The 13,362-nt window shown below is 52.5% G+C and carries 18 protein-coding genes and 1 pseudogene; 11 read left to right on the top strand and 8 right to left on the bottom strand.

Annotation, left to right across the window (positions count from 1 at the left end; translation table 11 throughout):
* Nucleotides 1-263: 263 nt before the first annotated feature.
* Genes HJG40_RS14350 through HJG40_RS14335 form a run of 4 tightly spaced genes read left to right on the top strand, consistent with a single transcriptional unit; the run spans nt 264 to nt 3,741 of the window.
* Entirely contained in the window at nt 264-1,208 is a 945-nt protein-coding gene (locus HJG40_RS14350; protein WP_226857478.1) for a metal ABC transporter solute-binding protein, Zn/Mn family, read from the top strand.
* Nucleotides 1,209-1,212: 4 nt separating this feature from the next.
* Entirely contained in the window at nt 1,213-2,034 is an 822-nt protein-coding gene (locus HJG40_RS14345; protein ID WP_215864829.1) for a metal ABC transporter ATP-binding protein, read from the top strand.
* Nucleotides 2,035-2,038: 4 nt separating this feature from the next.
* A complete protein-coding gene (locus HJG40_RS14340; RefSeq protein WP_215864828.1) occupies nt 2,039-2,920 on the top strand; it encodes a metal ABC transporter permease in 882 nt (293 codons plus the stop codon).
* Between the two features lie 2 nt (nt 2,921-2,922).
* A complete protein-coding gene (locus HJG40_RS14335) occupies nt 2,923-3,741 on the top strand; it encodes a metal ABC transporter permease (protein WP_215864827.1) in 819 nt (272 codons plus the stop codon).
* 15 nt (nt 3,742-3,756) lie between these two features.
* Here HJG40_RS14335 and HJG40_RS14330 read toward each other — a convergent pair whose 3' ends face one another.
* The 7 genes from HJG40_RS14330 to HJG40_RS14300 form a co-directional block, all read right to left on the bottom strand.
* Nucleotides 3,757-4,005, bottom strand: coding sequence for a hypothetical protein (locus HJG40_RS14330; protein WP_215864826.1), 249 nt, complete (start codon nt 4,003-4,005; stop codon nt 3,757-3,759).
* Nucleotides 4,002-4,274 (bottom strand): type II toxin-antitoxin system TacA family antitoxin, encoded by a 273-nt coding sequence (locus tag HJG40_RS14325; RefSeq protein WP_215864825.1) that lies wholly within the window; start codon nt 4,272-4,274, stop codon nt 4,002-4,004. Before HJG40_RS14325 ends, HJG40_RS14330 begins: the two co-directional genes overlap by 4 nt.
* 148 nt (nt 4,275-4,422) lie before the next feature.
* Complete coding sequence (locus HJG40_RS14320) at nt 4,423-4,872, bottom strand: DUF2442 domain-containing protein (protein ID WP_198660851.1); 450 nt, start codon at nt 4,870-4,872, stop codon at nt 4,423-4,425.
* Between the two features lie 226 nt (nt 4,873-5,098).
* On the bottom strand, nt 5,099-5,542 hold the full coding sequence (locus HJG40_RS14315) for a HepT-like ribonuclease domain-containing protein (protein WP_215864824.1): 444 nt from the start codon (nt 5,540-5,542) through the stop codon (nt 5,099-5,101).
* A complete protein-coding gene (locus HJG40_RS14310; RefSeq protein ID WP_215864823.1) occupies nt 5,539-5,829 on the bottom strand; it encodes a nucleotidyltransferase family protein in 291 nt (96 codons plus the stop codon). The genes HJG40_RS14315 and HJG40_RS14310 overlap by 4 nt, the downstream gene beginning before the upstream one ends.
* 460 nt (nt 5,830-6,289) lie before the next feature.
* Entirely contained in the window at nt 6,290-6,649 is a 360-nt protein-coding gene (locus HJG40_RS14305) for a type II toxin-antitoxin system HicB family antitoxin (RefSeq protein ID WP_215864822.1), read from the bottom strand.
* Nucleotides 6,650-6,651: 2 nt separating this feature from the next.
* Nucleotides 6,652-6,870: a hypothetical protein gene (locus tag HJG40_RS14300; protein ID WP_215864821.1), complete on the bottom strand. Its 219-nt coding sequence runs from the start codon at nt 6,868-6,870 to the stop codon at nt 6,652-6,654.
* Between the two features lie 351 nt (nt 6,871-7,221).
* On the opposite strand from HJG40_RS14300, the gene HJG40_RS14295 reads away from it, so the two are divergent.
* From HJG40_RS14295 to HJG40_RS14270, 6 genes and pseudogenes are all read left to right on the top strand, one after another.
* Nucleotides 7,222-7,590 (top strand): helix-turn-helix domain-containing protein, encoded by a 369-nt coding sequence (locus HJG40_RS14295; protein ID WP_215864820.1) that lies wholly within the window; start codon nt 7,222-7,224, stop codon nt 7,588-7,590.
* Nucleotides 7,591-8,640: 1,050 nt separating this feature from the next.
* Nucleotides 8,641-9,054, top strand: coding sequence for a hypothetical protein (locus HJG40_RS14290; RefSeq protein ID WP_215864819.1), 414 nt, complete (start codon nt 8,641-8,643; stop codon nt 9,052-9,054).
* Between the two features lie 25 nt (nt 9,055-9,079).
* Nucleotides 9,080-9,637 (top strand): hypothetical protein, encoded by a 558-nt coding sequence (locus HJG40_RS14285; protein WP_215864818.1) that lies wholly within the window; start codon nt 9,080-9,082, stop codon nt 9,635-9,637.
* A gap of 14 nt (nt 9,638-9,651) precedes the next feature.
* Nucleotides 9,652-10,089 (top strand): hypothetical protein, encoded by a 438-nt coding sequence (locus tag HJG40_RS14280; RefSeq protein WP_215864817.1) that lies wholly within the window; start codon nt 9,652-9,654, stop codon nt 10,087-10,089.
* A 561-nt stretch (nt 10,090-10,650) separates the two neighbouring features.
* A complete protein-coding gene (locus HJG40_RS14275; RefSeq protein WP_215864816.1) occupies nt 10,651-10,911 on the top strand; it encodes a type II toxin-antitoxin system Phd/YefM family antitoxin in 261 nt (86 codons plus the stop codon).
* Nucleotides 10,901-11,326: pseudogene (locus HJG40_RS14270) on the top strand (PIN domain-containing protein). Before HJG40_RS14275 ends, HJG40_RS14270 begins: the two are co-directional and overlap by 11 nt.
* Nucleotides 11,327-11,489: 163 nt before the next feature.
* On the opposite strand, the gene HJG40_RS14265 reads toward HJG40_RS14270, so the two are convergent.
* Nucleotides 11,490-12,377, bottom strand: coding sequence for a LysR family transcriptional regulator (locus tag HJG40_RS14265; RefSeq protein WP_215864815.1), 888 nt, complete (start codon nt 12,375-12,377; stop codon nt 11,490-11,492).
* A 96-nt stretch (nt 12,378-12,473) separates the two neighbouring features.
* Here HJG40_RS14265 and HJG40_RS14260 point away from each other — a divergent pair, with 96 nt between their 5' ends.
* Nucleotides 12,474-13,340: a pirin family protein gene (locus HJG40_RS14260; protein WP_215864814.1), complete on the top strand. Its 867-nt coding sequence runs from the start codon at nt 12,474-12,476 to the stop codon at nt 13,338-13,340.
* Nucleotides 13,341-13,362 lie beyond the last annotated feature (22 nt).

Here is a 13,362-nt window from a genome sequence, read left to right as displayed (position 1 = left end):
GCCTCCAGCCCCACCTTGCCCTTAAAGGCGGCTCCATACACTTTCCGCTTTGCTGCGCTCATCGTCTCCTCCTGACCAGACAACAAGCTTAAACTATTGTCTCAAATCTGGGGTCCACTATAAACATCAATTGCAAAAATTGTTTGTCGTTGTTGCGACAGGTCACTTGACAGTTCTGACATCGTTCCTTAATCTGCAACCAAGTTGCATATAAGTATGACGCACAAATATACCGTTATCAATACCACTTTAGGAGAATCAATATGTATCACACTGAATCTAAATATAATATGTCCGGGCGGCATGCCTGTGCCGGGCGTCGTTTTCTGCCTTTGTTGTCCTTGTTGGTGGGTCTGGGTGCAGCACAAATGGCCGCGGCAGACACCATTCATGCTGTAGGCGTGGAAAATGAATATGCTAATGTCATTAGCCAGATCGGTGGAAAATATGTTGAGGTGAGTGCCATTGAGAGTAATCCCAATACCGATCCCCATACTTTTGAGGCGAGCCCGGCCGTGGCCAGACAAATTGCGGCTGCCCAGTTGGTGGTCCGCAACGGCGTGGGTTATGACAGTTGGGCCAAAAAAATTCTGGCGGCTGATCCTAATGCCAAGCGGCAGGTGATTGTGGTTCAGGATCTTTTACATTTACCCGACAGCACCAAAAACCCGCATCTCTGGTACAAACCGGAAACCATGCCGGCGGTGGTCAAGGCGGTTGCGGCGAGCCTGAGTAAGCTGGATCCTGCCCATGCGGGTTTTTTCAAGGCCAATGTTCAGAAGTTTGATGCTTCGCTGAAGCCCTGGTACGCCGCCATTGCCAGTTTCAAAGCGCAATATCCCCATACGCCGGTAGCGGTTACCGAACCCGTAGCGGATTACATGCTGCAGGCGGCAGGCTGTGATCTGAAAACCCCCTGGAATCTCCAGGCGGCAATCATGAATGGGACCGATCCGGCACCCCAGGACGTCAGCATCCAGAATCAACTTTTCAAAAATCATCAGGTCAAGGTGTTTCTGTATAACCAGCAGGTTACTGACTCCCTGACAGCATCTTTCCTGAATAATGCCAAGGCTGCACATATTCCGGTGGTGGGCGTTTATGAAACCATGCCAACCGGGTACACTTATCAATCCTGGATGCTCGCAGAAGTGAATGCCCTGCGCGCAGCCGTAGAACAGGGTACCTCTACGACGGTGTTGAAATAATATCTTGACTAATCAGAGTCCGATTCTTGCGGTCGCCGATCTTTCTGTGGATCTGGGCGGCCGCAGTATTTTACGGGATGTCAGTTTTGACCTGTATCCCGGGCAGCTCTGCGCCCTGATTGGTGAAAATGGGGCGGGTAAAACCACCTTGTTACGTACCTTGCTGGGCCTGATTACCCAGCGTGCCGGCACGGTGCTGATCGGCGCTGCACCAGCTCGTGAACATCGTGAGCTGGTGGGCTATGTTCCCCAGAAAATCAATTTTGATCCGGATCTGCCCTTGCGCACTCGGGATCTGGTGCGTTTGGGGCTGGATGGTCAGCGTTTGGGGCTGCCGTTTTTTAATGGATGCACCCGCCATGCGGTGGATCAGGCGCTGCAAGCCGTGGGCGCGGAAGACTTTGCCGATCAGCGGGTTGGGGAATTATCGGGGGGGCAGCAGCAGCGTGCCGTCATCGCCCATGCTCTGGTGCGCAAACCGCGTCTGCTGATTCTGGACGAACCGCTGGCAAATCTCGATTTTGGTAGTGCCAATGCACTGGTAGATTTGCTGGGGCGTTTGATTATCCAGCAGCAAATGACGGTGCTGGTGACTGCCCATGACATGAATCCGCTGATTCCGGTGATGGACCGTCTGGTGTATCTAGTAGACGGGCGCGCCGCCACCGGCACGGTTGCCGAGGTCGTGCAGGCAGAAGTGCTCAGTAAGCTTTACGGTTATCCCGTGTCGGTCCTGCATCATGGCGGGCGGATTCTGGTGCTGCCCGATGCCCCCGAAAATGCCGATGTGGCCAATATGAATCGTTGTGCAGGTCACGGAGCGTGAGCAGATGTTTGCGTTTCTAAGCAGTCAGCCGGTGCAAACTGCGCTTATAGTGGGTAGCTGCGCGGCGTTGGTCAGTGCTCTGATAGGGGTGTTCACCGTATTGCGTGGAAATGCCTTCGCCGGTCATGCCCTGGCTGATGTCAGCAGTGCCGGAGGAGCCGCTTCGTTTTTATGGGGTATCAGTCCCTTGCTGGGTTTTCTGGGCATGGCCTGGATTGCGGCATTCGGGATGGAGTTTCTGGGAGTTCGCAAGGCGCGGGAAAGAGATTTGGCGACCGGCATTGTGCTGGGTGCCGGCCTGGGGCTTTCCGCCCTGTTTTTATATTTGGATGTCACCACGACCAGTACTACTGGTGCCGCTATATCGGTGATGTTCGGATCATTATTCGCTATTTCTCAGGGTTTGATCTGGCCAGCTATTCTGGCGGTACTGGCAGTGTTTTTGCTAGTCGGCTTGTTTTATCGGCCATTGATTTTGACAGCGGTGGACCCGGATTTGGCGATTTTGCGGGGCGTTTCTCCTCGCTGGATGGGTTTGTTGCAACTTCTGGTGCTGGGACTAGCCGTTGCAGTTTGTGCATTGGCGATTGGCGCAGTTCTGGCGACAGCGCTTCTGATCGGTCCTGCCGGAGCGGCGATTCGTCTGAGCCGACGTCCTGCCCAGGCTATTTTCTGGGCGATGGTTATTGCCCTGACGGCGGTCTGGTTGGGAATCTGGATGGCTTATGAAAGTTACTACTGGTTTTCAGGTAATGCCTGGCCCGTCAGTTTTTTTGTGGTGGTCCTGATTTTTCTGTTTTATCTACTGGCGTTGTTGGGTTCTTCGTGGCAACACAAATACCAGCGCCGGAGCATCACGTCCTTGCGCGGCTTTCAGGAGCCTTAGCCGTGTTTTCCAGTTTTATGATCAACACCTGGATTGCTGGCACGGCCATTGCGCTGGTGGCCGCACTGGTCGGTTATTTTGTGGTTATTCGTCATTCGGCTTTTGCGGCCCATGCCTTGCCGTTGGGAGCTTTTCCGGGGGCGGCTGCGGCTAATTTGCTCGGAGTGAATCCTTTTGTTGGTTTGCTGGTTTTTGTGGGAATGGGGGTGCTGCTCTTGCGTCAACTGGCCCGTATAGGGCGGCGTGACGTGGGAACCGGACTGCTACTGGTGCTTTTTCTGGGTGTCGGTGCGCTGTTTCTCAGTATGACCAGTGAATACGCCCCTGAGGTATTTTCGCTGCTTTTTGGTGAGATGCTGGGCGTTAGCGATGCGGATTTGTGGCCTATACTGGGGATTTGCGCCCTAGTCTCGGTGGTCATGATCACTATTTTTCGCCCCTTGCTGCTGGATTCCAGTTTTCCTGATCTGGCTGCTTTACAGGGGATTTCTGCAGCACGCATGGATCTGATTTTTTTAAGTCTGCTGGCGCTGGTGACCGCTTCAGCCCTGCCAGTCGTCGGTGCTTTTCTGGTGTTTACCTTGTTGGTAGGGCCGCCTGCTGCTGCCCAGTCGCTGAGTATTCACCCGCTGCGCAGCCTGCTCCTGGCGATTATTTTTGCCGAGAGCAGCATCTGGGCAGCCATTGCGCTGTCCTATTGGACCAACTGGCCCATCGGTTTTTTTGTCGGCATGCTGGGCGCCGGACTTTTTACCTTGGCCCGCAGTTATCGTCACTGGAGTCAGCGGCAGCGCCCGGTCGTGCAGGTTTCTGGCTTGTGAATCTTTGTGCAGTGATCAGGTTTTGACGGTACTCAGGCGCAGCATCAACGGCATCGGATGTTGTGGTGACTCCTGAAAGCCGTAGTGCTTATAGAACTGTTTAGCGCGTTCGTGGAGCGCATGAACCAGCAAAGCGCGAACTCCAGTGTTCTGCGATATCGCCCGGCGTTTGAGCCAGTCATTCAGAGCAGGCTCTCCGCAATCAAAGTCACCCAATAGATGCGTTGCGGCAAGTGTGTGTGGCGAGGATAGCTTCAAGCTCAAGCTGGATCGCTTTTCCACGGTGCCTTGATCGCCATCAACCGCTTAAGACCCTCATTGGCAAGTGGTGGCGCATCAAGCATGGCGGTGAACTGCTGGAATTTTTCCGCATCCAGTCCAAAAAACACCTGATCGAGCAGCACCGATTGCGCACGCTCGCAGGCGGCTTCCAGCATGAAATCGGAACGGTTTTTACCTGGCAGGTTGGCGGCGTGGTCAATAAGATCACGTTGCTCCGGCAAAGCACGTAAATTGATGGCGGCAGCGCGCATGGTGGTCTCCTCATGAAACACAACAGATATACAAAAGGTAGGGTGGTGTATAGTTGTTGTCAATAAATGGCTAATAACAAGTCATACGGCATGAGCATGAGTGACAATAGACTGAGTTGATGTCACCGGGCACGATTATTCACCTTAATCAAGCTGCGTGGCGTTCAAGCACCTCATAACCGATGCAGGCCAGCCAAACGGTCTTTGGTATCGGGCGAGAGCCGTTTTTGTAGTAGGCTATCATGCGCCGAGTCATACCGATGGCTTCTGCCGCACGACTCAGGCTGAGATTGTTCCGCTCCATCCACTCGATGAAATCCTCACGCGTCGGTAATCCTGCCTGCTTCCTACCCAAGGCATAGAGACGGTCTGCGCCCAGATCCAATCCGCCTGGCCAGTTCAGGCCATCGCCCCAGTCATCTGCATGCCCCTGAGCGAAGAAGGCTGGATCATGAAGCGCGCAAAAGGGGTCTTCCTTCCGTGGCGGACCAATAAGATCCTTGAGATCCGTGGTAAACACTTCGCCGGTGGACCAATGGATTTCTATCTGGAACGGGCCAGTAATCGTCGCCGTTTCAATTCTGGGTGCTTGATTCATGGATTCAACCTCCGATATTCCGTCAATAGGACATCTCGATGCGCCTCAATCCAGGTCCGCACCGGTTCCAATCGCTTTCGGGGCGAGACATAGCCAGCTAGAAGCGCACCTGTTTCAATGGCCAGCGACACACGGGATCCGTCACGAAACTGGCTGCGTCCAACGTCTGGTGGGCGAAGGGGACAAGTATCCCGGGAATCCAGCGGGAGACATCAGAGGCGTGGGGTTATCTGCCGAAGTCATCTCCAATATCCGGAGCTTCTTCATCGGTCAGCGCTTCAAGCGCGTGCTTCTTTACCGTATCTTGTTCTTCAATCATTTTGTCAATTTGCTGCTTCAGAACAGGCAAATCAGCTTGGATTGTATCCCAAACTGTCGCATGGTCCACTCCGAAATAACCATGAACGAGTACGTTCCGCATCCTGTAAGCGTTCTTCAACGCAGCAAGGTCATCTTTTGAGACAATATCCTTGCATTGATCCAGCACATGGTGTGCTGCTTCGCCAATGATCTCAAAGTTCCTGACCACAGCGTCCTGAGCCATGGCATTAGAGAAGAAATCCTGTTTCGACAGTGACTCCGTATAGAGGAAAATGCGATTTATAGATGCCTGGATGTGCTCCAGAAAATCCTCCACGCGCAAATCCTCCAGGCGCGGCTTGTGAGTCATATTGATCTCGCGTCCTGAAGCGCCCTGGTGAGAAACCGCTGAGAGGGCGCAGTTGATGTGATGACATCAACGTGGACTTTCAGCAGGTCCTGCAACTCCTCTGTCATATAGGCCTGTTCCAGCAGGGTCAGGCCTGGCTGTCTATCTACCAGGATATCAATATCGCTACCTTCAATGTCCTCGCCTCTGGCAACCGAACCGAAAACACGAGGGTTGGTGGCATGGTGCGCTGCAATGATCTGTAGGACATCCTCACGATGCCTTCGCAAGATTTCAGAAGGACGCATAACATCTCTCCGATGACTAGGGTAAACTTCCAGTATTATATGGCATTTTGACACTCCTCACACCCACTGCCTGGTGTTGACGGACAAAGAGATTATCATCCTGAATAAAGTTTCATCTTGCCGTTTCCCCTGAATTACGGGGGCTTAGTCTGCTTGACAGACGCACCCGACTCTACCGCGAATAATGCAGGCATGGTCAGGGGGTGCGGTACTCGGCGAGGCCATTGCTCACGGACTACTGGTTGCCATAGTATTCTCTATGATCCGATGACTGTTAAAGACTGAAAGCGGTCATTCGTCCTACTCTCGTCAAATCGAATGCAGAATGCGCAGGAGTCTCGCGCCATAAGGCAGATCAGAAATCGATGATTTTCGATAGTTGGTTTCGAGGAACTTCCGGGGGGCATTTCCGGTCATGAATCTAACGATCACCCCCAACCTTTTAGCGTCCTGCAAAGCCTCATTCCACCCGTGTTCCCTGACCCAATCCCTTGGCAATAAGTGTCAAAACCATCGTGTTGAGCGATACTCCCTCCATTTTGGCCCGCGCAGCTAGTTGCGCATGAATGGATTTGGGCACTCTGGCGATGAATTTACCGGAAGCCACACCCCCACTATTCGGTGTCGGTATCGACATTCCCTGCTCCTGCAAAGCCCCTATCACTGCAAGCAGGGCTTCCCGGCCATTCTGCAATGCTTCTTCCACCGTTTCTCCATCCGCAATGCATTCCGTAAAGTCCGGGTAGGAAATCAGATATCCCCCTCCCTCTGAGGGTTTCAGCGGGCGCATCTCGAATGGGTAATCTTCCAGGGCATACATGGTCACTCTCCTGCCACCAGGCGCAAAAACTTCTTGATGTAGACCGGTTTGATCGGTCGATGGGCGGGCACTGGTAGCGTCCGCCCATCGTGCCGGATGAATACGCAATGACTGCCGCCATCGTGTCGCCAGGTGATTCCGTACTGGCGGGCAACCACCTGAAGATCACCAATCTGCCACCCCATGGGATGGTTTTTCATGGCCTCACGCAGTTTGATCACTATATTGATCTACGAATGATACTACTAGTAACATCATTTATCATCATGGAGTTCTTCTCGAAACTAGTCTTTTTTGAGAGTCTTCAGCTAGCGATGATTGTTGCAGAATAAATCGAACCGTTGTATTTCTTGAAAACCGTTCTCAAAAGACTGCCACGAGTTACAGCTATAGTGACGAGTTTCGAGAACATGCTGGTCAGTCCGTTGGATGGCCGCTTCCGCTGCATTGCCCTCGCCATCCTATCTTCAGCACCAGATGCTTGCGCATGTCCCATATCGGGACTAGACTTCATGTCATGCGAGTTATTGCCGTGTCCATGCTCCGGGACTTCATCAGGAAAGGAGGGAAACATGGACATTCGCCCCATTCACACCGAAGCAGACTACGCTGTCACCCTCAAGGAAATATCTACCTTGATGGATTCCGACCCTGATCTGGGCACGCCGGAGGGGGATCGCCTAGATATCCTGGCCACGCTAGTGCAGGCCTACGAGGCCAAGCATGTACCCATCATTGCGCCCGATCCAGTGGAAGCCATCAAATTCCGAATGGAACAGAGCAATCTGTCTGTTAAAGATCTGGAGCCGATCATCGGTAGGAGGAACCGGGTATACGAAGTCCTGAATCGCAAGCGCCCGTTGACGCTGCCTATGATCCGTAGATTACATAAAAGCCTGGGAATTTCCGCCGATGTGCTGATTACGGAGAGTTTGGGCTAAGTCAACGAACTGCCGCCGTAATAGCTCACCCCAGTGTTGCTTGCATCAGTCCCCAGGTGGCAGTAACTCATTTAGCGTCTGGCTAGATGTCTACGCGGTGCGTGTCGCCTGTAGACTGATTGCAGATATTCAACAGCGGAAAGCCAATGACATCATCCGACCCGTTGCGGTCATTCACCTTGCGGCTACGAGAGACGGCAACGCAGCAGCGGTGGCCCGGCATCAGTGAGTAGATCGTGTGCAAGTAGATCGTCGACAATCTGTTGGCGATCCACTACTCTGGCTTCGTGAACATTGAGGCGGCTTGATTCGAAGCGCTGCCTGAAAGAGACAGGCCAATCGAGAGCTGGAGAAAGACGGCGGGCAACTATGGTTACAATAGTCACCTTCGATGCTAATGCGCTGACTAAGATCAGTGAGTATTTCGAGGTCCTTTTAGCGCTGAGAGAAGGACGTATTAAAGGCTAGGCGGTTTCAATTTTGAAGCAACACTGCCGTTTAACTCTTTGATCTTCATAGCCATCACTTCGGCTGGCGTTCGCTTGCCCCCCAGAACCCTAGAATCCCACACGAGAGGCCATTGCCGGTATTGAATTACCGTTAGACCATCGACTGGCAAACCCACTATACTATCCCTGTTATGCGGTAGGCCATGAAGCGCATGGCCACGCTCGCCTTGCCCAAGCAGCACCGTACGCAAACGAGAGGGAGTAATAACTTGTCTCAGTGGACCGCCTTGAGTGCCAGAATCAGCCTTTTCCTTCCGCTAGGAGAGCCGACAGCACAACGCGCCTCTGTGCTTGAGGTATACCAAAAGCTCTGGGGAGCAACTCCGGATAGCTATCAGAACGCGCCCGCGCCGAACTTTCCTTCGCAAGCTCAGGGTCAACGGGATGGATTGGTAATCAGTTGCTCTATAGCGCAAAATCGGGTCGATCTTATCTTCTCACCGACCACCTATGCAAAGAACTAAAAGCGCTATTGTCGAATCTGTCCATCTATTCGCCGTCCGAAAGATGCATTGGCTTTTCTTTATTCTTGCATTTCGCAATGCCAGAAAAAAATACTGTGCCCGATGCGAACAACACTATCGTTTCGGTTATTCCAAAGCAGTACAGGCCTACACTGTCTGCTGAAGAGAACTTCTTGTTGCAGATTAATAGCCCGTACACGAGCCCAGTTGATACAGGACTCAAAATAAACCTAATCAAAAAGTGGAGCGTAGAGCAATTCCGAATCGTACGTTTCGCAGTTCAGCAGACAGCGACTGCTTCATTTACTCCTGAGGTCAACACCTCGATTAGCCCCACGGTATCTTTTGAGGTAAACAATATGCCATTCGACTTAAAAGTTCATTTCAGTAAAGGCGATCAGGGTATGGTATTAACTGATGGATTGCAACGGATGGCGGCACTGCAGCGGGACCTAGGTCTAAACATCGATGGATTTAGTGATGCGCTATAGAGGAACACAGCAGGAGATGTTTATAGTGTCCTCGGATTATTTGTCCGTTAAAAATGAACGGCTCGGTGGAGAAGCGCCGTTAGAACAATTGGCCAGCGGGCCTCTGGAGATGACAACTTACCCTCCTGATTTGAAAATTGCCCCAGAGACGATAATAGGGCAGACCGAGATCAGTGTACCAGCGATATTGCAGTCTGAATTAAAGTCTCAGTATGAGGAGCTCGGTGAGGCTCTTAATGAGTTAGCCGAAATGGATGATGATGAATGGCATGTGAATCCTGACGTTTATCATGTCGCATGTTATGCCGCATCAAGCCTAATGGATAATGGTTTCCCGGCCCCTCAAGTCTTCACGCACGGACCTAAATCTGTTGTATTCAACTGGCTTGCAGGATCAAGAAATTTGTATTTGACACTCAGTAATAGTGTTATTTCTGCATTAATATCAACCCCCAAGAGTGTCGAACACCGTTTGCAGTTCACCGTGGCTCAGCTTGAGAGCCCAGAGACAATTTTTCCCTCGATTGAACTGGTGTGTTTCGGAAGTGAGGTGGTAACTATCAGTGCATCTACACGCAATTAGTCGACAGCACCATTATGGTTAAGCCAAGATACGTTCCAGAGAATGACAATGTATTTCGGCAATGTGTTTTCCCTGTTTCCTTTGGAGGGAACAAATCGAGGAGATTTTCCTATCAAAAACTGTTAAGACTTAAAGAAAGCGGAGAGAGGTTAGTTACTTCTGTTGCATGGGAACGCTACGCACCAACAACGAGCCATTTGCATGGATATGGGTGTCGTCTTGCGGAAAAAAGAAATACGCGCTCAAAGTTTGAAGATTCATACAAAGAAGAAAAAAGAAGCATTTATTGTGGCTCTTATCAACTCAAGCTTCAGAATATCCGGAAGTTGATGCTCGATCCTCTCCTAGTGGAGATCACGGATAGTCAAATTGTCCACGCGGTTGAAGATGGAGAGATCGCGCATGCCAATCTGGAGTTCTTCCTAGACGGAAAAAGCCCGTTTGACGGGTAAGGCACCAAGACTGCGATCATTGACTTAGTCTGGCGAGCTGCTCAAGGGCCGCTGCTTCATGTGTGTGAACATGAACGCGAAGCGACTCAGTCCTGTCACGAAGATCTTCCAGTTCCGAATGCCGGGCCATACAAAGATGACAGAACATATCTAATTCGCGCTTGGCATTTGTATCGTTTCTACCTCGCGAAACTGGTTTTGAGGCTCTTCCCTGGAATATTTGGATCATCGCCGGGATAGCGCGGCGCGAATCACCATCGCGCCCTTTAAGACACCGTGGAGCCGCTCATTGCTTCTAGATGTGGCTGATTAATATCAGAAGCAGGACAGTCCCCAGCCAGGATCAGACCAACGATCAATGGCCGGATATGGCCGATATTACCCGTTCCCATTCTGGATGTGAACGACCGCTTCCGCTGCAGAGCGTTCCTTCGCGAGTCAGGCAACCAGAGCCCACGCATTCCGCTGGGATGGGGTGCGAAAGATTTAATGTGCATCAGCTTGATAGATCTCGACTTGTGTATTATGTTGTGTACACATCGTGACAGAAAGGAGGCGCTCATGAGCCTACGTGTAGGAGTGCGAGAATTACGCGACAATTTGGCCGAATATCTCGAAGCCTCAATGCCCATTGAGGTGACACGACATGGGCAGACCATCGGCTTTTACATCCCGGTTCCTAAAAAACCCAGCCAATCAGAAAGAGATGCTTTGCTCGAAGCAGGACGGCGAATGCGTGAAGAAATGGAACACATGGGTATCACAGAGGACGAACTGGTAGCGGGGTTCAAGGAATGGCGCAAAAAAGCTCATGCCGCGTAGGCGGTTGGTTGTAGACGCCAACATCCTGATTCGTGCTGTCTTGGGGCTGCGAGTACGATTGCTCATCGCCGATGCATGTGACAGGGCCAGTTTCTATGTGGCCGAAGCAAATTATGACGAAGCCAAGCACTACTTGGCAGAATTGGCTCCCGCCCGAGGAATATCCGAAGTGGTGTGGCGGGACGCGTTAGATACGCTTATGACGGCCATATAATTGATTGGCCAGGAAACATTGTTGCCTGTAGAAATTGCCGCAAAAGCCAGAATTGCCCGGAGAGACGAACGGGATTGGCCGGCGGTAGCGGCGTCCCTGCTGCTGGATTGTCCGATCTGGACTGAGGATCGAGATTCCTTTGGTGCCGGTGTGGCAACCTGGACGACAGAAACCATATCGATATATCTTGATAGCTGCTGAAGGTTGCTCTGCTTCCATTAGGTTCTGATCGGCGGTACCAGACTGGAAGCGGCCATTCATCTGCGGAAGTAAATGATAGCATCAGACTCTGATCTGCCCGTCGGGCCTTCAGAGGTTAAAACGGCAGGTATCCGAATATGCCTCAAGCTGAAGCCACTCGACACTACTCGAGCCACTTCCGCAGTTCCAACGATGCCAGATCTACAAAGACTCGTAGTCTGGGGGGCATGAAGCGTTGCTGCGGGTAAACGATATGGATGGGGTCAGCTTTCGAGTGCCATTCAGGAAGAACGCGCGCCAGCCTTCCTTCTTCGCAGGATTGCCGGCAGAGATAAACAGGCAATAACGCGACACCTTTATCCGCTAGCACCAGTTCCTTGATCAACCCGACATCGTTGGCCATGACCTGTTCGGACATTGGTACCGTCAAGCTGGAGTCTGCCGCGTAGAACGTCCAGGTATCCTTACCCATAGGCGTGAACTGCAGGCAGGTGTGATGGCGTAGCGCTTGCGGTGAATCAAGCAAGGCCGCACCAGCAAGATAATTTGGGCTAGCAAAGGCCACCCAGCGAGCAATACCCGCGTTTTTCGCCACCAGTGTCGAGTCCTGAAGGTGGCCCGTGCGGATCGCCACATCGATCCCTTCGGCTAAAAGATCTACGTAGCGGTTCGTCAAGACCAACTCGATGTGAACCTTGGGCCATTGGTTGCGCATCTGGCACAGGATTGAGGCAAGGATCTGATCACCAATATCGACTGGCGCTGTCACACGCAATAAACCGCAAGGCTCAGCAGCTGCTTCGGCCACCGCTGCCTCGGCCTCAAGCATGTGTAGCAATCCGGTCGACGCATGATCGAAATAGGTCTGCCCAGCATCGGTCAGACGCAAACGGCGCGTCGTACGCTGCAACAGTGTAATCCCCAGGCGTTTTTCGAGCATGGCTACCCTGTTGCTAACTGTCGAAACCGGCAGGCCGAGCAGGCGGGCAGCGGCACTGAAGCTGCCCGCCTGCACAACCTTGATGAAAACAGCAACTTGGTTGAAATCCATCTTCCAATCCAATAGAAAGTTTTTTCATATTTAACCACCTACTGAGAGAAATAGGTACATCCTATAATGAATCTGTTGACTAAACGGAGAACAACCATGAAACAACTAGCCTTCATCAAGCGCAGCAACGGTAGTCACTGGGTCGGTGATGGTTTCCCGGTCAAGAGCATCTTTTCCTACAGCGACATCGCTGAGGAGATGTCGCCCTTTCTGCTGATGGACTACGCTGGCCCGACTAACTTCCCGGCCTCCACCCGCAAGCTCGGCGTCGGCCAGCACCCACATCGCGGCTTCGAGACGGTAACCATCGTCTATGAGGGTGGTGTATCGCATAGTGACTCGTTTGGGGGCGGCGGCACCATCGGCCCTGGCGATGTGCAGTGGATGACCGCAGCCTCCGGCTTGATCCACGAGGAATACCACAGCTCGGAATTCGCTAAGACAGGTGGCACCTTTGAGATGGTCCAGCTCTGGGTCAACTTGCCAGCGCGGGACAAGATGGCGGCACCCGGCTACCAGGGCATCACCGCTGACCAGATTCCCGACGTGGCATTACCGGATGGCGCAGGTCGCGCACGTATCATCGCCGGTAGCTACGCGGGCAGCAACGGTCCAGCGCATACCTTTACCCCGATGAATGTTTGGGATCTACGCCTGAACGCGGGTCATCGGTTGGCCTTCGATCTGCCGGAGTGGTACACCACTGCTCTGTTTGTGCTCAAGGGTGCCATTCGTCTCGGTGATCGCCACACGGTGCGCGCGGCCGAGTTGGCCGTGATGGAGCGTGCCGGTAGCCAACTGGTCTTCAATGTCGAGGAGGACACGACTCTACTGCTGCTCAATGGCGCTCCCTTGAACGAGCCCATTGTCGGCCACGGTCCCTTCGTGATGAACACCCGCGAAGAGATCGCGCAGGCGATCAATGATTTCAATAGTGGTCGTTTTGGGCAGATCGGACAATGAACCTCTTCGTCCACGACAAGAG

Origin of the sequence: Acidithiobacillus concretivorus (assembly GCF_018853445.1) — a bacterium.
In the GTDB taxonomy this organism is placed as follows: Bacteria; Pseudomonadota; Gammaproteobacteria; order Acidithiobacillales; family Acidithiobacillaceae; genus Acidithiobacillus; species Acidithiobacillus concretivorus.
This window is presented reverse-complemented; position numbering and strand designations above follow the sequence as displayed.